Here is a 21895-nt window from a genome sequence, read left to right on the forward strand (position 1 = left end):
AGGGGTCAGGCTTGGGCTTGGCTTCTTTCCCTGCTTAAAGACCACTGACCAGCCGGCCAGCAACTGGCGCTTTCTCACTGTTGCAAGCAGTAGAGGCAGCCGGTGTCGACAGTACGTTATGAATGGCGGGCACCGTGGCGCCCGCCTATGACGATGAACCATCAGGGTGAAGCCACGGAGAGATCTAAAGAAAGTTGTGCGTGGGTGCAGTACGCCCCTGACTGTCGTAGATGCAGGGACGGACCACTGGCATCAAAACGAAGTAGTAGTTAGCAACGCCCCGCTTGAAATCGTTGGCTGGTCGCACTTGCTAGATGGAACTTGCTAGATAGAACGAGCGCACTGATTGACGAAGTGCACACGTGAACCAGGCATGGTTGCTCATGTGGTGCTCGCTGTGGGCGAGGGGTCCCTAGACAAGGGTTATTTTGGCAACCACTGAATTTGCTGTGGCAGCAGGCGTTGTGGGTATTCGTCCTTCAGGCTTGAGCAATGAATTCTTGATTCAAAAGCGTTGCCACCACTGCTCCATTCTTGTAAGCGACGAACTGTGCACCCTGTGTCGGCCTATGGTGAAGGCCACTCCTTCTAGGGGCCCTCGGATTGGTATAGAGGCCTTCAGACTGATATAGTTATGGAGTTGTCGCAATCGCGGATGACACCGTAGTTTTCCCATGGTTAGCCATGAGGTATAGAGTTACGGCGATCATAGCGTGGGGGAAACGCCCGGTCCCATACCGAACCCGGAAGCTAAGACCCACAGCGCCGATGGTACTGCACTCGGGAGGGTGTGGGAGAGTAGGTCATCGCCGGGCATAATTTGCCGAAGGCCCCGAATCTAATTCGGGGCCTTCGATGTTTAACTTGTAGCTAGCCCACAAAGAAAGCCGGCAACCAGATTTGTTTTCTGGTTGCCGGCTTCTCTCATTGACTAGATGTCTTCTAGACGAGCGCCAGTTTCGGTATCGAAGAGATGCAAGTGCTGCGTACGCGGGGCGATGTTAATCCGCTGTCCACGCGCTGGTGGAGTGCGTCCATCTACACGAACGACAACGATCTGCGATTCTCCGGCTAGTTCAGCTGAACCGTAGATGTACGCATCAGCGCCGAGCTCTTCAACAACATCAACTACGATTTCCACTCCCTGGCCAGCACCGACGATTTCGATGTCTTCGGGACGGAAACCCAAGGTTGTGCCACCGTTTGAGCCTGGAGCTGGGATCAGTGTGTCGCCGAAAGCAACCTGCCCATTGGAGGATTGCAGCTTGACCAAGTTCATGGCTGGGGAGCCGATAAAGCCAGCAACGAAGACGTTGCGTGGACGGTCGTAAAGTTCACGTGGAGTGCCAACTTGCTGCAGCTCACCGTCTTTGAGTACCGCAACGCGGTCACCCATGGTCAGGGCTTCCACCTGATCGTGAGTCACATAAACGGTGGTGACGCCGAGGCGTCGAGTCAACGAAGCGATCTGGGTACGGGTCTGCACACGCAACTTGGCATCCAAGTTAGACAGAGGCTCATCCATCAAGAACACCTGAGGAGAACGAACGATAGCGCGGCCCATAGCCACACGCTGACGCTGACCACCGGAGAGTGCCTTTGGCTTACGACTCAGGTATTGCTCGAGGTCAAGAAGCTTCGCCGCTTCTAGTACGCGACGGTTGCGCTCTTCCTTGTCCACGCCAGCGATCTTCAGGGCAAAGCCCATGTTTTCAGCGACGGTCATATGTGGGTAGAGCGCGTAGTTCTGGAAGACCATTGCGATGTCGCGGTCCTTGGGAGGAACGTTGGTAACGTCCTTGTCGCCAATGAGAATTCGACCCGAGTCCACTTCTTCCAGCCCTGCGAGCATGCGCAGAGTGGTCGATTTACCGCAGCCCGATGGGCCAACGAGTACGAGGAATTCGCCGTCTTGAATTTCGAGGTCGATTGCATCTACTGAGGGTACTAGCGCGCCTGGGTAGATACGGGTGGCCTTATCAAAGGTCACAGTTGCCATGATGACAATCCTTTCACGGGCAGGTACGTGCCCGACGATCCATTGTGAAAGTGAGTTGGGACACTTTAGTTTCGCACGGAAATCAGAAATTGCAAAAGATCTGGTAAATCTTGTGGTGAACCGATACGATGCCGTGCCAAGGTGGTGCCCGAACCGACTTTAACGCCTAGATCGGCAGGAGTTAGTACCTTGAAGCCGTTTTCGTCGGTGACATCATCACCGACAAAGAGCACGGCATCGACCTGTAACAATTCGCGCAGCCACGTCAAACTCTCTCCCTTATCGCCTTGATGTACTGAAGCTTCCAGGACAGATTTACCCTCCAGAAGTTTGACTCCATGAATAGAATTGAGCGCATGTTTAGCTTCGGCTATGGCAGAAATGCCAACCTCGCGTGTTGCGCGGCGCACGTGGAGGACCGTCGCTGAAGGCTTATATTCCAGGGTGACATTTTCGTGGGTCTTGGCAACCATTTCCAGCGCCTGACTCAGCGACTTCAGCCGCTCAGACTGAACCATGGTGAGTGGCTGGTCATCCCAATGCGCGCGTAGACTCTCAGGCAGTCGCCGCTCAGCTCCGTGAGAACCAATGCAAATCTGTGGCATCGGTTCTGGATAAACAGCAGCAAGCGAAGCTAAATTGCGTCCAGACACCAGCGCGGTATGGACCCCTGGTTGCTGGCTCAAGGTTTCAAAAGCTAGCGCTGAGGCAGGCAAAGGACGAGCGTCCTCGGGGCGGTCCACCAGCGGTGACATAGTGCCGTCGAAGTCTAATGCCACCAAGATTTGTTCGTGGGCTGCAAACGTTGCTAATGCAGTGTGCAGGTCGGCGTTGATCTCAGACAAGGCGACATCCATTCTTGTTGTCATCTACAAGGACTCCTGGATTACTTGACGCCAGCGTTGGCCGAGGTTGCAGCACCAATTTCAGCCAGCTCTGCCAAGAAGACTTCTGACCAGCGAGTCACATCGTTGATTTTCAGATGCCGATTCATGCGACGCATCCGCTTTTCTTGTTCAGCTTCATTCATGTTCACGGCGGCGATGATCTTATCCTTCATACCGTCGATGTCGTGTGGATTCACGAGCACAGCCTGAGTGAGCTGATCGGCGGCGCCGGTGTACTCGGAGAGCACTAGCACTCCGCGCCCGTCTTGATGGGCGGCTACGTATTCCTTGGCCACCAGATTCATGCCATCGCGCAGGGCGGTAACGAGCAAAACATCTGCAGCCAGGTACATGGCGATCATCTCGCGCAACGGGTAAGACTGATGTAAATAGCGCAGTGTGGTGTGGCTCAGGGTGTCGTGCTGACCGGTGATCTGCCCGACCATCAGCTCCACCTGATCACGTAGTTCCACATAGGTATCAACGTTCTCGCGGCTGGGACTTGCAACCTGAATCAGGCAGACGTCGCCTGCGCGCAACTGCTCGTCGGCCAATAGTTCTCCATAGGCCTTCAAACGGTGGCGGATGCCCTTGGTGTAGTCCAGCCGATCCACGCCAAGAATGACGGTCTTGGGATTGCCCAGCTCATTTCTAATCTGCGCGGCTCTGGCGATGATTTGTGGATCGCGCGAAAGCTTGGCAATTTGCTCCGTATCAATGGAGATCGGATGCGCCTTGGCTTGGCACAGGTTCTGCATTTGATTGTCTGCGGATGGCGTTGCCACGTCACCCTTGGTTGAGTAGTCAGTAAATCTACGCAGGCAACGAAGGAAGTTTGATGCGTCGGTTTCACGTTGGAAGCCAACGAGGTCTGCGCCGGCCAGGCCCTGCAGGATCTGGGTACGCCACGGCAACTGTGAAAAAAGGCTGGCGGCTGGGAACGGAATATGAAGGAAGAAGCCAATCTTCAGGTCGGGGCGGGCCAAGCGAATCATTTGCGGAACCAGCTGTAGCTGATAGTCGTGAACCCAGACGGTAGCGTTCGGTGCCGCAATTTTCAGGACGGCATCGGCGAAGCGCTGATTGATTTTCTTGTAGCGATCCCACCAAGTGCGGTGGTACTCCGGGGGAACAATAACGTCGTGGTAGAGCGGCCATAGGGTGGAGTTGGAAAAACCTTCATAATAGAGCTCAAGGTCAACTTCACTCAGGGGGACTGGGACCAGATGAATGTCGTCTTTATCAAAGCTATCTAGTTCTTCGTCAATGCCCCCATGCCATCCAACCCAAGCTCCGTCGGAGGAGGCCATTACCGGTGCGAGTGCTGTGACCAAACCACCTGGCGAGCGCCTGAAACCCTGGGTTCCGTCTGGATTAGTGATCCGGTCAACGGGCAGTCGGTTGGCTACGACCACTAGGTCGTAATTCTGTTCGCTGGTGTTGTTTGGTTCTGGGGTACCCACTTTAAACCTCCTGGTTTGATCAAACTGTGCACCGTCGCGGTGCGGACTCGTCGGTTCTGAGTGAATGACTTTGTATTCAGTTATCGTGGTGTTTGGTAACGACCCTAGTGAAAAGTCGTTCTGAAGCAAATCATACTGAATTCTTGCTGGTTTAGTGAGGTATGGCACGTTAAGTGACGTGAGGTGGCGAGGCGTTGATGCGCAATGAAGAGAGTCCCGGGTGACTTGGTTGAATGCTCAAGTAATGCTTTCGGTACTGCTTTGGGCGCTGTGTGCGGAAGTTATGTGAGTCCTGTGAAGGGTGGGCAATCTGAACTTTTCAGGGATATTTGCCTGACCGATTGGCTAAGCTTGATCCAGATGACCGTTCTCCGCTGACTGAGGAACCACCACATTTATGTCTACGAATAATCCGCGCCCATCGAAGGCGCAGCGCAACGCCAGTGCACGCGAAAAAGCTGCCCAGCTGCGCGCGACCGAAGAAGCTGCCAAGAAGCGTAAGTCCCTAATGGTCAAGCTCGGGGTTTTAGCTGCTGTCGTATTGGTCATTGCGCTGGTTGTGACGCTGATCGTGCGCAACAACAATGCAAAGATTGCAGACGCTGGCGCGACACCTCAGGGCGCTACCGCGGCGGGTGGCATTGTTGTCACCTCCTCGGATACGGTCGCACAGAAGACCGCTGATCAGGTGGACATTAGCAAGCTTGAGCAGCCGGAAACGGTGCCAGATACCGCCAAGCCACGCGATTTGACCGTGGCCAAAAAGGGCGAGCCGATCAACATCACCATGTACGTGGACGCTAACTGCGTTCACTGTGCAGACTTCGAAGCAACCTACGGCGATCAGATTGATAACTGGCTGGCTAGCGGAGATGTAAACGTCGAGTACCGCAATGTGGGATACCTTGACGGCGGATCGCCAACCAATTACTCCTCACGTGGCGGCAATGCTTTGGCTTGTGTTGCTGACGTGAGCCCAAGCGCATACATGAAGTTCGTCAAGGCGCTGTGGGGTCACTACCCAGAGGGTGAAATGAAGAACTCCGAATTGGCGCAGATGGCGATCGACAACGGTGCTGACGAATCGGTGAAGGATTGCATCGATAGCGATAAGTTCCGTCCATTCGTGAAGTACGCGACCGCAGCAGGTCAGTACGACGGTGTGAAGGGAACTCCATCGATCTTCATTCAGGGCAAGGAATTCCAGCTGGGCACCGATGACTTCCCAACCGAAGTTGAAGCTGCCATCAAGGCCAACAAGTAAATCCAGCTTGTTGCTCTAGACATCCGTGTGAGATTCGGTAAAATTCGATATTGATCTCGCACCTCGATAAAGGGGAAGAAACTCGTCAACGGGTTTCTTCCCCTTTGTCTTGCGCGCAGTGTTTCTCGATTCGCGGTCTACCGGTGTTTTCGGATATTCTTATCCGGTACGCCCCCTTAGCTCAGCTGGCCAGAGCGTCTGTCTTGTAAACTGAAGGTCACCGGTTCGAATCCGGTAGGGGGCTCCACTAAATCCTCGGAAGATTGGCTCAAGTGCTGATGTCTCCGAGGTTTTTCTGTACCTGCGTCATCCCGCCAAGCAGCGTCGCGCCTTCAGAAGGCCTGTGCGGATCCCCGCTAGAATTATTTCAAGACCACAACACATGAGCAGAGCCACGACGGCTAAATGTTCAGCTTTAGAAGGAGCCGATAATGGCCGGAGGCCTTGTAGCGCTGTTGGACGATGTTGCCGCCCTGGTGAAAGTCACCGCAGCGTCCCTGGACGACGTGGCCATGGGCGCGGCAAAGGCCAGCACCAAAGCCATGGGCGTAGTGGTCGACGACGCCGCGGTCACACCGCAGTACGTGGATGGTATTTCGCCGAAGCGCGAGCTACCGATCATCTGGAAGATCGCGGTCGGATCGATCCGCAACAAGCTTCTGATTATCTTGCCGGTAGCTTTGCTGCTCTCATACTTCGCTCCGTGGGCGCTGACCCCAATCCTGATGCTGGGTGGCGCCTATCTAGTCTTTGAAGGCGCGGAAAAGCTCCTTGAAGCCCTGGGTTGGATCAAGCACCATGGCCCGGGTGAAGAGGGCAAAGACCGCGACGAGAAAGTAATTATCGGCTCGGCGGTCCGCACCGACTTGGTTTTGTCCGCCGAAATTTTGGTGATCTCGCTTAACGAGGTGGCACACGAACCATTCCTGACCCGTGCGCTGATCCTTTTAGTCGTCGCCATCATGATGACCGTGGTGGTTTACGGAGCGGTGGGCCTGATCGTGAAAATGGATGACATCGGTTTGCATCTGGCGAAAAAGCCGCGGGAGTTTTCGAAGAAGATTGGTCGAGGCCTCGTTAAGGGCATGCCTATTGTCATGTCGGTCTTAAGCAAGGTCGGTGTCGTGGCCATGCTGTGGGTGGGCGGACACCTGATTCTTGTGGGTATGGACGAGCTCGGATTCCATGCACCATATGGCTTTGTACACCACCTCGAAGAGGCAGTTCACCACGCCACCGGATCCGCTGGTGCGGTCCTGGGTTGGTGCGTGAACACTGCGCTGTCCTGCGTTGCCGGATTTATTATGGGGTCGATCATCACGGCCATCGTTCTGGGGATCGGAAAGCTGAAAAACAAGGGCAAGACCGAAACCGCCCACTAGGGCCATTAGCGGCCAGCCAAACTGTCTGGTCGCCATGGAAAGATCAATGCGTGTTGAGTAAAGAAGTACAAGAACAGGCCACCGCTCGCCATGCGCGCGGTGCCTACTTCACCCCCGAACCTGTCGCCAGATTTATGGCGCATTGGGCTTTGGCGGACCACGGAACCAGGATTCTGGAGCCTTCTTGCGGAGAAGCGCAATTCCTTGAAGCGGCCCACAGAGAACTGGAAACAACGGATAGTTCTGCGCAGCTCTTTGGCTTTGAGCTCCATCAACCAAGTGTTGACAAAGCGCAGGAACGCCTGGCGGCCCAGGGGATCGAAGCTGAAATTACCCAGGCCAACTTCTTTGAGATGACCGGGGCCGGCGACATGGACGTCGTGATCGGTAATCCGCCCTACGTCCGTTATCAGTTGCACCGTGGGATCGAACGGCAACTGTCGCGACGTGCTGCTAAGGACTCCGGGGTGGAGCTGAGCGAACTGGCCAGCATCTGGGCGGCCTTCGTGGTGCATGCAACCAGTTTCCTGGCTGCCGGTGGTCGAATGGCTTTGGTACTTCCGGCAGAGTTGATGTTCGTGAACTATGCCGGAGCAGTTCGTGAGATGCTGCTCGAACGATTTGCGAACCTGCACTTAGCTGTTTTTGAGGAACGGCTATTTGCTGACGCGCAGGAAGAGGTCGTGTTGCTATTGGCCGAGGGCTACCAGCTGGGGCCGGCCAGTCACTTTAATCTGCATCAATTCCGCAATGCGCAGGAGCTGGAGTCCTTAGGCGCTGGCACCCAACACGTACCAACGCACAAGACCGAGCGCTGGACCGGCTCTCTGGTGGGCATCGAAGCCCAAGGGATCCTGGCCGCAGCACTGGCCCAAGGGCAGATGAGTACGCTCAAAGCCTGGGGTGAAACCTCCCTGGGGGCGGTGACCGGAAACAATAAATGGTTCGCGCTGACCGAGCAGCAAGTCGCCGAGCTGGACCTGGAACAGCACGAGCTGATCCGTATTTCGCCTCCCGGTTCCCGGCACCTGCGGGGGCTGGAACTAGATGAGACTGCGTGGCGACGTCTGGGCGAACACGGTCTGGCAACGTACCTGTTCAGGCCTGCGGCCGATCCAAGTGCCGCCGGTGAAAGCTTCATCGCTCGCGGTGAGCTACAAGGGGTGGATCAAGCCTACAAATGTCGGGTGCGTTCGCCGTGGTGGCGAGTGCCGGTGCTTTCGGTGCCGGATTTGTTCATGACCTACATGAACGCGGATACGCCACGACTGACCACCAATGAGGCCGGTGTGCACCACATCAACTCGATCCATGGTGTCTACCTTGGTGCGGATGTGCGCGAGGTAGGCCGCGAACTGTTGCCGCTGGCGTCACTAAATACGCTGACCATGCTCGGCGCGGAAATGGTCGGACGCTCCTATGGTGGTGGCATCCTTAAGATCGAACCTCGCGAGGCTGACGTACTCCCGGTGCCTGCAATCTCCATGGTCCAGACCCACGCAGAGAAGTTGCGAGAGATCAAACCTACGGTGCGTGAGTTACTGGCCCAAGGAAAAAAGCAAGAAGCGACGTTGCTGGTGGACCAGATCGTTCTGCGAGGCATGCTTGAGTTAGATACCGATGGGGAGCAAGCAATCCGTGCGGCACGAGAAAATATGCTGGCGCGCCGGAAGGCACGGAGCAAAGCGGTGAAGGGCTAAACGTGGCAAATCCTGTTCTTGAAAAGACCTTGGCCTTCGCGGAGTTTGATACCACGCTGATGTCAGCGCCGAAGGACTCGCCGTGGTTGAACAACGGGGCGGTCACCGAAAAATTCAATCCTTCCTTCGCCGTGCTCGAACGCTTGTTAAGCATTCCGGTGCGCACCAAGGCGGTGACCAGATCGGGCCGCTTTGCCCAAGGCGTTGATGCGTGGTTGGCCCATGAACTTCGTCGTGCCGGTTTTGATGCTGACCTTGTCTGGCCTAGGCCCGAAGCCCCGAGGGTGCTTTCTAGCGACATCTTGGATCTGCTGCGCAAGCTGCCAGATCGCCTAGCCGACGAAGTCCATGAATCCATCATGAATGGCAAGGCCGGAAGCACCGACGCAAGAATCCTTGGCCGTGCCTACATGAAGCAGACCGACGTGGTGATGACCCATTGGTCTACCGGACCGGAGCTGCTGCTGAGCACCAAGGCAATGACCTCATCCTTCGGTAAAAACTTGTCCAACCGTTACGAAGAAGCCTATGGCGACGCGGCAAATCTTCGCGCACGCTACCCCTTGGCTGCTGTCGGATTTTTCTTTGTGCAGCGGGCCACCATTCTAGAAAGTGAACCTGCGGCGTTTCGTAGAACAGTTGACATGATCCGCAAGCTACGCGACTTTGGCGACGGCTTTGGCTACACCGCCACCGGACTGTTACTTGTTGACTGGGACGATGACGCGCAAGACCCAGAAGTTCGATGTGTGCACCCACCGGTGCCCGAGGACATTGCCACACCGCAGTTTCTTAATGCGATGGTGGACGCAGTATTGAAGGTGACACCCATCGACCTACATGAAGCTGCTCGCGCTCGCCGTGCCGGTGAAGTTGCCCCGTTGCCCGGCCACGAGTCGGTGGATGAGCAACAGGACGCGCTGTTCTAGAAACTAGATCATTGGTAATACCGACCCCTGATCGCCACTGCGCAGTGGCATACCGAATACTGGTGCACCCACCGCGGACAGCGCAAGAGTTCCGATAGAATCCACCGCTTGTTGCGCGGTGGGTACCGGGGTTATGATGGTGAGCCGATCCTCGGAAGCCTGAGGCAAGTTCTCCACCCACATGAAGGCTGCCTCGGTGGCGCGGTAAATAAACTTGAGGTTCCCGAGGTGTTCGAAGCTGCGCTCGCGTTCCCACAGTTCGGAGCGCTCGTAGTAGGCCCATGAGGCGGGATTTCGGGCATCGATCACCACGATCGCTGTCTTTCTTGAGCGCACGGCATGCTCTAGACGTAAGGAAGTCACGTGCTGGCGGATGCCCAATCGGCGATATTCCGGCCGTACTGCCATGCAGCCTAATTCAACCGCGTTCATCGAATCGGTGGGTGCCACGATCGAGTCGTGCACCAGACCAGCAGCGACCAAGGAACCACGCTCACGGACCGTCACCAGAAGTCTGAGGCGGTCAAATTTCTGGTGCCAGCGCTGGTCTGTTTCGGGGTAGAGTCGCGCTAGTTCTTCACGCTGCTCTGGCTGAAGGCGCAGTGGTGACAGGGAAAAGTTCAGGTTTTCAAACACTGGGTACGGTCCTAGAGAAAAAGAACGAACGAAAATAAGGCTTTGCTAGATAGGCGGTTACCTACCTCGCGGTTTCGTTGGCCTTGAGGGGACCGATGCCGGTGGCTTCCGGCAACTTCCTTGTGGGGTCCAGTTTCAGCTCGCTGAGCTAGAAAAATTATGGAGTCTCTAGTCCCGTTTTGACAAGTGAAAACAGGTACTTTTAAGTGAAGAGAAAATAAACTATCTGGCGCTGTTTTTCGGCTCTAATCACCAGTCGGATCGACAAGCAGAGAGTTGGCCGTGCAAGTTGCTTGCGGGGAAGTGGATTTGGTCTGCAAGTACGCAAACGCTAAGATCGATGAGGTGCTTGATCTTGTGGTCAAAGCCCACTTTGGATCTTTAGCTCAGTTGGTTAGAGCGTTCGCCTCACACGCGAAAGGTCGCTGGTTCGAGTCCAGTAAGATCCACAAAAACGCCACCATTGATGGTGGCGTTTTTCTTTTGTGCAGATCCGGTGCTCACCTAGAGGTCATCCTTTAGCCGGCTTCATCCCTTTCGATGGTGCGGGTCGGGGCTCCCTGAGCATACTGGCCTGGTAGCTCGGACAGGATCTCACCTTCAGCCTTCAGAATTCAGAGATACTCATGCATAAGCTGTTGAGCTTCTTTGGCGGGGATTCGGGTGAAAAATTCGAAACCTTCAATGTTAGGCCTCCAGTGATTTCCCGACTGCCATCGAAGTACACGGCGACAAGACGATAGAATCTCGGTTCATCTTCCGGAATCTCTTGTGGACGCGGCCTAGCTTGGATTGAGCCCGATGGTGGTGTTCTGCACCAGAATGGTTCTAATAGTCACCTGTTGTCCCTGGCGCGGGCTATCCCGATCACGGCAGCATCGATAAACCGTTGAGCATGTGGGCCGGTAAGGATAATGGCCGAGACTGTGCCGTCGGCATCGAGCATTTTGACCGGGTCATGAAGTTCATGGGCAGGTATCTCGACCAAAGAGCTGGCATGACCCACAGTCAATTTTTACGATGCGTATGAATTCTCTGGACGCGACGTCAAATCCCGGCATCGACCTTTCCTCTAGTGAGTTGCTCTCGACAAGAAGAGGCCTGGTTTGGCACCTGCAGGGATCGAGCAAAACAAGAGGCCCTCGCCTTGTTTCTAGTCATAAGCGATGTCTGGTGTTTAGACCGCTAGCAGTTCGTGCACTCGTGGTTTGACTTCCTGACCTAGAAGCTTAATGCTTTGCATCATTGACTCATGGGGCAGGGTGCCAGCGGAATACTTGATATCTGCGCGCGAGAGGCCTAGCAGTTTGGTGGCCGATGCGAGCTTGGCAGCCACGGTTTCAACGCTTCCGGCCATCATGGCGCCTCGTGGGCCCATGGCTGCTTGCAAGCTCATTTTGCTTGCCGGTGGCCAACCGCGCTCAGAACCTAGACGGTTCATGGTTCGTTGATAATGAGGCCAGAGGGTTTCTAGAGCTTCCTCGTCACTGTCGGCCACAAAGCCATGGAAGTGAGCGGCCACGGGCTGCTCCTGATGGCCGTATTCTTTCAATGCGCGTCGGTAGAGGTCGGCGAGGCCGGCGAAGGCAGAGGGCTGCCCGCCGATAATCGCCAAAAATAGTGGGAGTCCGTGGCGTGCAGCGCGAACCACTGATTGTGGGCTGCCGCCAACCCCGACCCAGGTGGTCACCGGCCTGTTTTCGAGCAAGGGGTAGACCTGGGTATTGCGCAAGGCTGCGCGGTGCTCGCCGCGCCACACCACCGGATCTCCATGGCGAAGCTTGGCCATGAGGTCCAGTTTTTCTTCAAAAAGCTTCTCGTAGTCGTCGAGGTTTAGGCCGAAGAGTGGGAAAGATTCTACAAAAGAGCCGCGACCGGCGATGATCTCACTGCGACCATTGGAAATGGCGTCCAGGGTGGCAAAACGTTCGTAGACCCGTACCGGGTCATCGCTCGATAGGACCGTGACTGCGGTGCCTAGTTTGATCTTTTGGGTCGTGCTAGCCAAGGCCGCTAGGACGATTTCCGGTGAAGAAACTGCGTAATCATCACGGTGATGTTCGCCCACCCCAAAGAAATCTAGATCGGCAGCTTCCGCTGCTTGGCCTTCTGCGATCACGTTGCGGATGACCTGCGCGTGGCTGAGTAGGTTACCTTCGGCGTCCTGTGAGATGTCGCCGAATGTCTCGGCACCAATTTCTGGTAGCAGCGGTTCCTGGCTCATGTTCATTCTCCAATTTGCATGCAAAGACATATAAGTTCGTTCAGGTGTAACCGTGCCACTATCCGCTATATTCCGCAGGATCTAAAATCGGGCAAAATGTGTTCGGCGCTACCTAGTGATTTACGTCCGTTCGCCACAAGTTATTGCCCATCGGTTGTATCGTAAATTGCATGAGGAATCGTAGGCTGAGGGGGCAAAAGAGTGGCGCAACGATCTGACGAACAGCACAGCATGCACTCAGGGCCAAAGGGCGAAGATCCAGCACCTTCGGCTATCGCCTTGCCACGGATTTCTAGCAGTGAAATCAACATGGGTTTCCACGCAGAAGAACCGCTGGAAGAAGCACCGGTGGCCTCCGAACTTCCGCTGAACACAGCGGTGAGTGCCAACGTGGCTGCAGCAGATGCCTCCGACATCGAGTGGCGCACAGGTCAAGTTCACACCACCGACGAAGGCATCACCCTGATGCCGACCCGTGCCAACCCTGTGGCTAGACGGTTGTTGGCCAAGATGTGGATTTCAGATACTCCACCGACCGAAGCGCTAAATATTGTTGAGCGACTTCAGGGCACACCTTACGCCAACCCCAAAGTCAATAATCAGCAGGATGCTTCCTCCCGCCGCACCATGGAGTTCGCGTTGGATCTAGGGGAGACCCTGGTCCGCTATGGGGCTGGTTCCTTGGAAGTGGAAACCAGTATCATCGCCGTGACCGCAGCGCTGGGGCTAAGCCACCTAGACGTTGATGTCACCAACCAGTCGTTACACCTGAACTACAGCCCACCAGACGCTGAAAGTTACTCGGTACTGCGTGTGGTTCGTTCCTACACGTCTAACTATGCCGGTCTGGTCTTGGTCCATGAACTGGTCTCAGACATCATCGCCGGTGGCGTTTCACGGACGGCTTCGGCTAAGCGGCTGAAGGAAATCACCAAAAAGCCAAAGCCCTTTCCTCGGTGGATGGTCGCCTGTGGCCGAGGATTGTTCGCTGCTGCCTTCGTGCTGTTTATTGGCGGCTCGTGGCCTGGCGCATTGGTAGCTATGGTTTCCTCCAGCTTGGTCACACAGATTGGCCGTTATGGTTCGCGCTGGCGCGTTCCAGAATTCTTCACCGTTGCTGTGTCTACCATGGTCATTACCGGAATCGCTTTGATCAGCCATCAGCTTCATGCTCCGATGGACCCCGCATTGGTGGTTTCGGGAGGCATCTTGCTGTTGCTACCTTCGGGGCGATTTGTCTCTGCACTTCAAGATGCCATCAACGGCTTCCCAGTCACTGCTGTGGGTCGATTGTTTTCGGCAAGCTTGACCTATGGTGCAATCCTGAGCGGTATTGCTGCCGCCCTGGTGATTTCCGACGTTCTGGGTGGCGAAGAAGTTGACGTGCACCAGATCGTCACGACGCAGTACCCTGCATGGCTTTTGATGCTGCTCGTTGCAGTAGCGATTGTTGCCGGTGCCGTTTCTGAGCAAAGTGCACTGCGGCTCCTGCTGCCCACGGCTGCCATTGCCGTTGTCGGCTACGCGGTGCAAATGCTTGCTGAGCAGTTGGGGTTGGGAGAGCGTGCCATGCCAGCTGTCGTAGCCACCGTCATCGGATTCGCTGCACGTTATTCTGCAGATAAATTGCGGACTCCGCAGCTAGTGCTCGCCACTCCCGCGGTGATGTTCTTGCTTCCAGGTCTGATGATTTTCCGAGCTATGTACGGAATCGTTATTAATATTGACGATATGGCTACCGGACTGGTGGAAATGTTCAATGCTATGGCGATTATGCTCTCGATCGCCGGGGGCGTGGTCTTCGGGGAGACGCTGTGCCGCCCATTGACCTCAAATGCTCGACGTGAACGTCGTCGAATCCGACGCCGTTAGCTCAACGGTAAAGACCAATTGATCGGCTCCTGTCCCTGAAGGGATAGGAGCCGATTGGTTTCTGAGAACGGTTTTGAACCAAAAAACCCACGCGATGCGGACAGCGGAGAAGGGTGCGCCGTGCGGATCTGCGGCGTATTGGAAAGCAGCGCTGAATGCTTTTGAGCATGGTTGCCCCAAAGAATTGAGACCGGAGGAGTAGCGCGATCATTGATCGCGGTGAGGATTGCTTCGAGAACTGGGGACCAACCGATCTTCTGGTGAGCTGCCGCGTGGCCGGCGGCCACAGTAAGTACCTGATTGAGCAATAACACTCCCTGATCTTGCCAGGCGCTCAGATCAGGATGAGGTGCTGGGGTGATGCCCAGATCTGTGTGTAATTCTGTGTAGATGTTATTCAACGAGCGCGGTAGCGGGCGTACATTTTTGTTCGCGGCGAAGGCCAAACCGTTGGCGTGGCCTGGAGTTGGATACGGATCCTGGCCGATGATGAGAACTTTGACCTTGGCTAAAGGTAATGTCAGTGCGCGAAACATCACCTTAGGCTCGGGGAGAATGACTTCGCCCTGAGTCGATCGTGCAGCCAATTCTATTGCTAGCTCACGAAGATTCTTATCTACCGTGGATAGGGTCGAAACCCAGTCGGAGGCAATAAAACCGGTCTCTGACATGGATTGCGCCCCATGAAAAAACGGAAATTCTTCGGGAACATAAACCGGAAGTTTCGGTGGTGGTGGAGCATCGAAGAGGGCCTGTTGCATTTCATCCATAGGTGCCATTGTGCCGTTTTTCTGGCGTGCCTGTGCCCGGCCACACGGCGATAGGCACACGGATTGGTTAGAATATCGGTGGTATGTCTACCAACGGTGGAGTACAAGCATGGCCAAAACGCAGAAAAACTAGGTTCGGAGCAGGGGTGAGAACGCGTGGCTGAGAATGAGCTACTGGCAGATTTTGTGATGAACCCAGACTCGGAACTCGACGAGCGTTCACAACAGATCCTGAGCCTAGAAAAGTTGTGGTGGAAGTATGCAGGAGCCAAAGAGCAAGCGATCACCAAGCAGTTCTCTTTGTCCCCAACCAACTACTATCAGCTGTTGAATCAGCTGATAGAGACGGATGCGGCCATGGCCTACGACCCGATGCTGGTAAAGCGACTGCGCAGAACTCGTTCAACAAAACGACGTGTGGGCGGTAAGGTCGGCTCGGGGAGATAACCCAGCCTGCCGCGACCAGTTAGACCTCGAGCAAGGACAAGAATGACCAACTACCCGCGTGACGAATTTGATCGCGTACCGGAGTTCAACACCCGTGTGGGTTCACATCACGCACATGGGTGGGCACAGTCTGCTACCTCAAAGTCGACCGAAGGCAAGTTGCTGTGGGTAGTGCTCGCTGCAGTGGTTGTACTGATCATTGGTGCGACCTCCTTCATTTTTGGTCCTCAGCTCAAAGACAGCGCTGCCGGGGCTACTGCGAGCGAAAGCTCGCAACCAAGCGAAGATGCTGAATCAAGCGCACCAACCCCCAGCGAATCTGCATCGCCATCAAGCACCATTGATGACGACGATGTGCTTTTTGATCAGCGCTTGGGTGTTTACAACGGCGCCAGCGTTGCTGGGGTGGCCAATGCGGGCAAAGAGGCAGTCATGGAGGCCGGCTTCACGAATGTCATCACCGATAACTGGAACAAGCCAGCAGCAACCTCAACTGTTTATTACATGTCAGAGGCCGAGCGCACCACAGCGGAAAAAGCGGCCGAGGCACTGAATATTGATGAAGTTTTGCAGACCGAGAACATTCCCAACCGAGTTACTGTGGTCCTCGGATCCGATGACCCGCTAGAACTGAAAAAATAATTCAGTAACAATTCGATTCGCTCAGAGCCGATCGGCTTGCACTCGCAATGCGAGAGTGCCAATATTTGTATTAGCACTCTTGCGTTGCGACTGCTAACGCCGGTCGGTTTTTGCGTTCTTTACCGAATGCTTGAGCCACGGCGTGAACGGATCCACGCAAAGTGCGGAAAATACCTCAGATAGCGAGAGCTGAAACGGTCGCTGGCCAGATGCCGCACCGGTGAACTCGTCCGTCGCGGGCGCTGTCTGTCGGTTGCATTTTCGCAAAATCGTCCCGAAAGGACCGAAAGCCACTATGGCCAAGATGATTGCATTTGACGAGGAAGCACGCCGCGGACTCGAGCGCGGACTGAACACCCTCGCTGACGCGGTAAAGGTTACCCTCGGCCCACGCGGCCGCAATGTCGTATTGGAAAAGAAATGGGGCGCCCCTACTATCACCAACGACGGTGTGTCCATCGCTAAGGAAATCGATCTCGAGGATCCTTACGAGAAGATCGGCGCAGAGCTGGTCAAGGAAGTTGCTAAGAAGACTGACGATGTTGCCGGTGACGGTACCACCACCGCAACTGTACTTGCTCAGGCATTGGTCAAGGAAGGTCTGCGTAACGTTGCAGCAGGCGCCGATCCAATCGCACTGCGTCGCGGTATCGACAAGGCTGTAGAAGCCGTCACCGCTGAGTTGTTTGCTGCTGCAAAGAAGATCGAATCCAAGGAGCAGATTGCTGCTACCGCTTCGATCTCCGCAGGCGACAAGGAAATCGGTGGCCTGATCGCTGAAGCTCTCGACAAGGTCGGCGAGCAGGGCGTTATCACCGTTGAAGAGTCCAACACCTTCGGCCTTGAGCTGGAACTGGCAGAGGGCATGCGCTTCGACAAGGGCTACATCTCTGCTTACTTCGTCACCGACACCGAGCGCCAGGAGACCGTTCTTGAGGACCCATACATCCTCATCGTGAACTCCAAGATCTCCTCGGTCAAGGACATGGTGACCCTGTTGGAGAAGGTCATGCAGTCGAACAAGTCGCTGCTGATCATCGCCGAAGACGTTGAAGGTGAAGCCCTGGCCACCCTGATCTTGAACAAGATCCGTGGTCTGTTCAAGTCTGTAGCCGTCAAGGCTCCAGGCTTCGGTGACCGCCGCAAGGCTATGCTTACCGACATCGCACTGCTCACCGGTGGCCAGGTTGTTTCCGAAGAAATCGGCCTGTCCCTGGACAACGTAGGACTCGAAGTTCTAGGTACTGCCCGCAAGGTAGTTATCACCAAGGACGAGACCACCATCGTTGAAGGCGGCGGCGAAGCCGACGCTATCGAAGGCCGCAAGGCTCAGATCGCAGCCGAGATCAAGAACACCGACTCGGACTACGACCGCGAGAAGCTGCAGGAGCGCCACGCAAAGCTCTCCGGCGGTGTCGCTGTACTGAAGGCCGGCGCTGCAACCGAGGTTGAGCTCAAGGAGCGCAAGCACCGCATCGAAGACGCCGTGCGTAACGCAAAGGCCGCCGTTGAAGAAGGCATCGTTGCCGGTGGTGGCGTTGCACTGATCCAGGCTGGCGCAGCAGCATTCGCCAAGCTTGAGCTGGATGGCGACGAGGCAACCGGCGCGAACATCGTTCGTGTTGGCATCGAAGCACCACTGAAGCAGATCGCACTGAACGCTGGTCTTGAGCCAGGCGTTGTCGCTGACAAGGTCAAGGGTCTGGCCGCTGGCCACGGCCTGAACGCCGCTACCGGCGAGTACGTCAACCTGCTTGAAGCTGGTGTGAATGACCCAGTGAAGGTTACCCGTTCGGCACTGCAGAACGCTGCTTCCATTGCTGGCCTGTTCCTCACCACCGAGGCTGTTGTTGCAGAGAAGCCAGCTCCTGCTGGCGCTGCACCAGCTGGTGGCGATGACATGGGTGGCATGGGCGGAATGGGCGGCTTCTAATAAGCCACCCGCTGCACCCGTAGCGTTCATCTACAACTGATGGCCTGGTACCCACGTGGGTACCAGGCCATCAGTGGCTTAAACGGTGCTGACGAAGCAGTCAGAGCCAGCCGCGCAAAAGAATCAGCTCACGATTCAGATTTTCTCGGGCCGCTACTTCCCACAGCTGCTTTCCTCGTGAGGTTCCGTAAATCGAGCCCTTGGCAATCAGCGTTTCTAAAATCTGGATGCGTCCCTGAGCCAGAACGTCGCGGGGTAGATGCTCATACTCTTGATAAATGGCTTGCGCATAACGCTGATAAGCCGGCTCAGGCCGAGCTAAAACTTCCAAATCCGCATCGCACAGTATGCGTCCCAGATTATCGGCGTCGGATGGGGTATGCCCTGCTGTGAGCATGATCAGTTCACTAACCGTAGACACGGAGCGCTGATCGAGGATCCCACTGAGGAGCTTACGGGCAAGAGACGCGGACTTGAGCTCATCCTCGCTTGTTCCCTCGTACACGGCATCATGGAACCATGCTGCCAGCTGTAGTTGCAGTAGCTCTTCACCATAAACTGCACCTTGGGCCAACTGATCAATGGCTTCAAGTACCGAGAGCAGATGAACACGGTCGTGATAGAAGCGATGTGCTTGGGACCAAAGTTCGAGCAGTTCTTTACCCAGAGCAGGCTCGGAAGGCAGAGTCCGACCCCAACGCGTGAGCAAAATACCATCTAACTTTTCCGGACGGTGCTTGGCGGGGATCCGCAACCCTGAGGAGACTAACGACCGAACCAGATGGCTTCCGCTAACCTCGCGCGCACCTGCGCTGACTAGCTGGTCATAACGTTCTTGGGGAACGTCATAATGGTCCTTGTCAAAGGCTCGCGATGAGATTTCTTGCGCCCGGGCGAAGTCATGTAGTTCCTGAAGAGAAACATCGGAGACCAAATGGGAAAAGAGGGTACCGTGCGCCGGCCAGCGCGGCGGGTCGATCAGAATGCTCATGAGCTAAGCCTACTGATCAACGCGCCGCGGCGTAGTCCGGGGCTAATAACGGAACAGTGAGGTGTTGACTTGTTCAACCTCCTCGTACTGCATCGAGGCATGATTCAACGCCGAAGCGATGCTGCTTAGCGCCTCTTCGATCTGAACATGGGTGGAACGCCATTCGGCCACAATGGACTGGAACGAAGCTGCGGCCGATCCCTGCCATGTTCCTTGCAACTGGTCCAGATTCATTTGCATCGTAGAAACTTCATGACGCAAACGATCAATGGTGTTCATGACTGCCTGAGACTTGACCTGCATTTCACCGGTATTTGTGGAGAACGTACTCATGGACTTCTTCCTTTCCTTCAAGGCTGTATCGATTGGTCGATACAACCAAGGTAGAAAGAAAGCAGACGATGCCGTTCAGGGCCTGCGCCAGATGTGGATAACCCTGATGATGGTTATTCCCGAGCGGAATCCTCGTCCTCGATTTCTGGCTCGGGCCGTTCAACCACCGGGACGTATGGCATCGAGATGGACATGGTGGCACCGCCTCCAGCGGTATCGGACAAAGCCACGGAGCCACCATGCTGTTGAACGATGGCTGCAACGATGGCCAAGCCAAGCCCCGAGCCACCGGTTTCGCGTTGGCGGGAGCTATCTGCACGGTAGAACCGCTCAAAGATGCGCTTGGCGTCATCAGGGGGAATGCCCGGTCCGTGGTCACGGACTTCAATGACCGCATCCATGGCACCAGCCACCAGAGAGCGCACGCCGACCGCAATCTCAATCGGCGTACCTTCGGGGGTGTAACGCAAAGCATTGGTGAGCAGATTGGCGATGACCTGGCGAATTCGCGCATCGTCGCCAACCGTACTGGCGGGGCTCGGGCGCTCAGTAGTAAGGCCCACGAGCTTCACCGTACGATCTGGGGCACGAACCTTGGTATCTTCCACGGCATCCTGACCCAGAACCAGCAAGTCCACTGATTGCTTTTCCATGGGGCGCTGCTCATCAAGTCGGGCAAGCATCAAGAGGTCCTCGACCAGTCGAGCCATGCGCTTGGATTCGGACTCAATGCGGCCCATGGCCGAGTCCATGGCTTCAGGATCTGCCAGTCCACCATAACGGTAGAACTCGGAATAGCCTTGAATAGTCACCAGCGGAGTGCGCAACTCATGAGAGGCATCCTGGACGAAGCGGCGCATTTTTCGTTCCGAGGCTTCGCGATCCAAGAAGGCCTTTTCAATCTGTGCCAACATGGCGTTCAGAGAACGGGAGAGCCGACCAACCTCGGTCTCGGCGGGGTAGTCCTTCACACGCTGGGAGAGGTCACCCTCGGCAATCATCGAGGCTGTGCGCTCCACATTGATCAGCGGCCGCAGTGACCGACCGGTGAGCCCGTAAGCGATCATCGACATCAGCAGGGTCGCGAGCATGCCGGTGGACAACACCAACACGGCAGTTTGTCGCACGGTGGTATTCACGTGATCCAACGGAAGGGCCAGAAACAGGTTTAGGTTGCTGCTCTGCAGTGGCACCATCATCGTGCGCCACCCTGCCGAGTTGCGATAGCTTCCGGGCACGGTGGCGGGCACCAGAGGATGTTCTGAGAGCTTTTGGATCTGTTGCGGATCAAGCAGCGGTTGATCTGACCCCGTAGTTGGTGCAACCCGGGATCGAGGCATGATGTACACCAGGGTGCCGTCGGCATCGCGGATGTCGGCATAGGAGCTATTTAGCCCCATCAGCGTCGGATCAAAATCTGTGCTCGAACCATCTTCATTCAGCGAATGAATGTAGGCCTTGTTCAGCCCATAGGCCATGGTGGGCCATGAAGCGTTCAGCTGCGCATCGATCTGTTTGCTCATCGAAATCTTCAGCGTGTGAGCTGAGCTGAGTGCGGTGGCAAAAATAGCAATAACCATCAGCACGAGCATGACGATAACGAGCTTGGTCCTCATTGAGGTACGCCGCCAGTGGGACCTAATCGACTTCATATGCTGACTTTACAAGGCCTTAGAGTTACTTGAAGAATTCCTAGCGACGATCTGGGGTGCGCATCAGATAGCCCACTCCACGCTTGGTCTGAATCAACGCTGGCCACTCAGGACGATCAACCTTACGGCGCAGGTAGGAAATGTAGGACTCAACGATCGACGCGTCGCCGTTGAAGTCGTATTCCCAGACGTGATCCAAGATCTGCGACTTGGAGAGCACACGGTTAGGGTTCATCATCAGGTAGCGCAGGAGCTTGAACTCGGTAGGGGAGAGATCAATGACCTCACCGGCACGAGTGACCTCATGTGCGTCGTCGTTCAGCTCCAAATCGGCGACCACGATTGTGGCGCTTTCTTCTTCTCCGCTGGAGGTGCGGCGCAGTACTGCGCGGATACGAGCGACGACCTCATCGAGGCTAAATGGCTTGGTGACGTAATCATCGCCACCGACAGTCAAACCAGTGACCTTGTCGCTGGTGTCATCGCGGGCGGTAAGGAAAAGAACGGGGAAGTGGCGGCCTGCGGCGCGCAGCTTACGGGTGATGGTGAAACCATCCATGTCCGGGAGCATGACATCAAGGACCGCGAGATCCGGTTCGTCTGCTTCTACGGCTGCAAGTGCCTCGCGACCATTGGCGGCTGCAACAACCTCGAAGCCAGCGAAGCGCAACGAAGTGGAGAGAAGTTCGCGAATATTTGGTTCGTCATCAACTACGAGAAGTTTTGCTTCAGTCGGTTTTGCACTCATGGACTCCAGTTTGCACAAGAAGT

19 protein-coding genes, 2 tRNA genes and 1 rRNA gene are annotated in these 21895 nt (G+C 55.6%); 11 read left to right on the forward strand and 11 right to left on the reverse strand.

All coding sequences use genetic code 11. The annotated features are described in order from the left end of the window. Nucleotides 1-698: 698 nt before the first annotated feature. Nucleotides 699-815: ribosomal RNA gene (gene rrf / locus FJV47_RS13850) — 5S ribosomal RNA — on the forward strand. Between the two features lie 116 nt (nucleotides 816-931). On the opposite strand, the gene FJV47_RS13855 is transcribed toward rrf, so the two are convergent. The 3 genes from FJV47_RS13855 to FJV47_RS13865 form a co-directional block, all read right to left on the reverse strand. Beyond that, a complete protein-coding gene (locus FJV47_RS13855; protein ID WP_159614004.1) occupies nucleotides 932-1999 on the reverse strand; it encodes an ABC transporter ATP-binding protein in 1068 nt (355 codons plus the stop codon). A 65-nt stretch (nucleotides 2000-2064) separates the two neighbouring features. Next, nucleotides 2065-2868 carry a trehalose-phosphatase gene (gene otsB, locus FJV47_RS13860; protein WP_159614005.1) on the reverse strand — a complete coding sequence of 268 codons (804 nt, stop codon included), beginning with the start codon at nucleotides 2866-2868 and terminating at the stop codon, nucleotides 2065-2067. 17 nt (nucleotides 2869-2885) lie between these two features. Continuing rightward, nucleotides 2886-4349 (reverse strand): trehalose-6-phosphate synthase, encoded by a 1464-nt coding sequence (locus FJV47_RS13865; RefSeq protein ID WP_159614006.1) that lies wholly within the window; start codon nucleotides 4347-4349, stop codon nucleotides 2886-2888. 397 nt (nucleotides 4350-4746) lie between these two features. Between FJV47_RS13865 and FJV47_RS13870 the strand changes: the two genes are divergently transcribed. The 5 genes from FJV47_RS13870 to FJV47_RS13890 all read left to right on the forward strand — a co-directional run bounded on the left by FJV47_RS13870 (nucleotide 4747) and on the right by FJV47_RS13890 (nucleotide 9624). Beyond that, complete coding sequence (locus FJV47_RS13870) at nucleotides 4747-5613, forward strand: thioredoxin domain-containing protein (protein WP_159614008.1); 867 nt, start codon at nucleotides 4747-4749, stop codon at nucleotides 5611-5613. Nucleotides 5614-5783: 170 nt separating this feature from the next. After that, a tRNA-Thr gene (locus FJV47_RS13875) sits at nucleotides 5784-5860 on the forward strand. Nucleotides 5861-6044: 184 nt separating this feature from the next. After that, nucleotides 6045-6995, forward strand: a complete 951-nt coding sequence (locus tag FJV47_RS13880; protein WP_159614010.1) for a DUF808 domain-containing protein — start codon at nucleotides 6045-6047, stop codon at nucleotides 6993-6995. Nucleotides 6996-7048: 53 nt separating this feature from the next. Continuing rightward, entirely contained in the window at nucleotides 7049-8695 is a 1647-nt protein-coding gene (locus FJV47_RS13885) for a class I SAM-dependent DNA methyltransferase (RefSeq protein WP_200832018.1), read from the forward strand. A gap of 2 nt (nucleotides 8696-8697) precedes the next feature. Beyond that, nucleotides 8698-9624, forward strand: coding sequence for a hypothetical protein (locus FJV47_RS13890; RefSeq protein ID WP_159614014.1), 927 nt, complete (start codon nucleotides 8698-8700; stop codon nucleotides 9622-9624). A 3-nt stretch (nucleotides 9625-9627) separates the two neighbouring features. Here the strand turns inward: FJV47_RS13890 and FJV47_RS13895 are convergent, their stop codons facing one another. Further along, on the reverse strand, nucleotides 9628-10260 hold the full coding sequence (locus FJV47_RS13895; RefSeq protein WP_159614016.1) for a GNAT family N-acetyltransferase: 633 nt from the start codon (nucleotides 10258-10260) through the stop codon (nucleotides 9628-9630). Between the two features lie 375 nt (nucleotides 10261-10635). Between FJV47_RS13895 and FJV47_RS13900 the strand changes: the two genes are divergently transcribed. Next, nucleotides 10636-10709 (forward strand) — tRNA-Val (locus FJV47_RS13900). 386 nt (nucleotides 10710-11095) lie between these two features. Here the strand turns inward: FJV47_RS13900 and FJV47_RS13905 are convergent. Next, on the reverse strand, nucleotides 11096-11266 hold the full coding sequence (locus FJV47_RS13905; protein ID WP_159614018.1) for a hypothetical protein: 171 nt from the start codon (nucleotides 11264-11266) through the stop codon (nucleotides 11096-11098). 171 nt (nucleotides 11267-11437) lie between these two features. Beyond that, nucleotides 11438-12484, reverse strand: coding sequence for an LLM class flavin-dependent oxidoreductase (locus tag FJV47_RS13910; RefSeq protein WP_159614020.1), 1047 nt, complete (start codon nucleotides 12482-12484; stop codon nucleotides 11438-11440). 201 nt (nucleotides 12485-12685) lie between these two features. Here FJV47_RS13910 and FJV47_RS13915 point away from each other — a divergent pair, with 201 nt between their 5' ends. After that, nucleotides 12686-14356 (forward strand): threonine/serine exporter ThrE family protein, encoded by a 1671-nt coding sequence (locus FJV47_RS13915; RefSeq protein WP_159614022.1) that lies wholly within the window; start codon nucleotides 12686-12688, stop codon nucleotides 14354-14356. Here the strand turns inward: FJV47_RS13915 and FJV47_RS13920 are convergent. Next, nucleotides 14353-15126: a uracil-DNA glycosylase gene (locus tag FJV47_RS13920; protein ID WP_235026478.1), complete on the reverse strand. Its 774-nt coding sequence runs from the start codon at nucleotides 15124-15126 to the stop codon at nucleotides 14353-14355. The two genes, FJV47_RS13915 and FJV47_RS13920, sit on opposite strands and share 4 nt — an antisense overlap. A gap of 189 nt (nucleotides 15127-15315) precedes the next feature. Here FJV47_RS13920 and FJV47_RS13925 point away from each other — a divergent pair, with 189 nt between their 5' ends. From FJV47_RS13925 to groL, 3 genes are all read left to right on the forward strand, one after another. Next, the gene (locus FJV47_RS13925; RefSeq protein ID WP_235026508.1) at nucleotides 15316-15573 is read left to right on the forward strand and encodes a DUF3263 domain-containing protein; all 258 of its coding nucleotides are present in this window, start codon (nucleotides 15316-15318) and stop codon (nucleotides 15571-15573) included. 42 nt (nucleotides 15574-15615) lie between these two features. Then, nucleotides 15616-16215: a LytR C-terminal domain-containing protein gene (locus FJV47_RS13930; RefSeq protein ID WP_159614026.1), complete on the forward strand. Its 600-nt coding sequence runs from the start codon at nucleotides 15616-15618 to the stop codon at nucleotides 16213-16215. A 295-nt stretch (nucleotides 16216-16510) separates the two neighbouring features. Then, complete coding sequence (gene groL, locus FJV47_RS13935; protein ID WP_159614028.1) at nucleotides 16511-18148, forward strand: chaperonin GroEL; 1638 nt, start codon at nucleotides 16511-16513, stop codon at nucleotides 18146-18148. Between the two features lie 100 nt (nucleotides 18149-18248). Here the strand turns inward: groL and FJV47_RS13940 are convergent, their stop codons facing one another. The 4 genes from FJV47_RS13940 to FJV47_RS13955 form a co-directional block, all read right to left on the reverse strand. After that, nucleotides 18249-19139, reverse strand: a complete 891-nt coding sequence (locus tag FJV47_RS13940; protein ID WP_159614030.1) for a DUF4031 domain-containing protein — start codon at nucleotides 19137-19139, stop codon at nucleotides 18249-18251. 42 nt (nucleotides 19140-19181) lie between these two features. Next, complete coding sequence (locus FJV47_RS13945; RefSeq protein ID WP_159614032.1) at nucleotides 19182-19472, reverse strand: WXG100 family type VII secretion target; 291 nt, start codon at nucleotides 19470-19472, stop codon at nucleotides 19182-19184. 113 nt (nucleotides 19473-19585) lie between these two features. Further along, nucleotides 19586-21088, reverse strand: a complete 1503-nt coding sequence (locus tag FJV47_RS13950; protein WP_235026479.1) for a cell wall metabolism sensor histidine kinase WalK — start codon at nucleotides 21086-21088, stop codon at nucleotides 19586-19588. Between the two features lie 76 nt (nucleotides 21089-21164). Further along, a complete protein-coding gene (locus tag FJV47_RS13955) occupies nucleotides 21165-21872 on the reverse strand; it encodes a response regulator transcription factor (RefSeq protein ID WP_159614036.1) in 708 nt (235 codons plus the stop codon). Between the last annotated feature and the right edge of the window lie 23 nt (nucleotides 21873-21895).

The sequence above is a fragment of the Glutamicibacter sp. JC586 genome, assembly GCF_009805585.1.
Lineage (GTDB): Bacteria > Actinomycetota > Actinomycetes > Actinomycetales > Micrococcaceae > Glutamicibacter.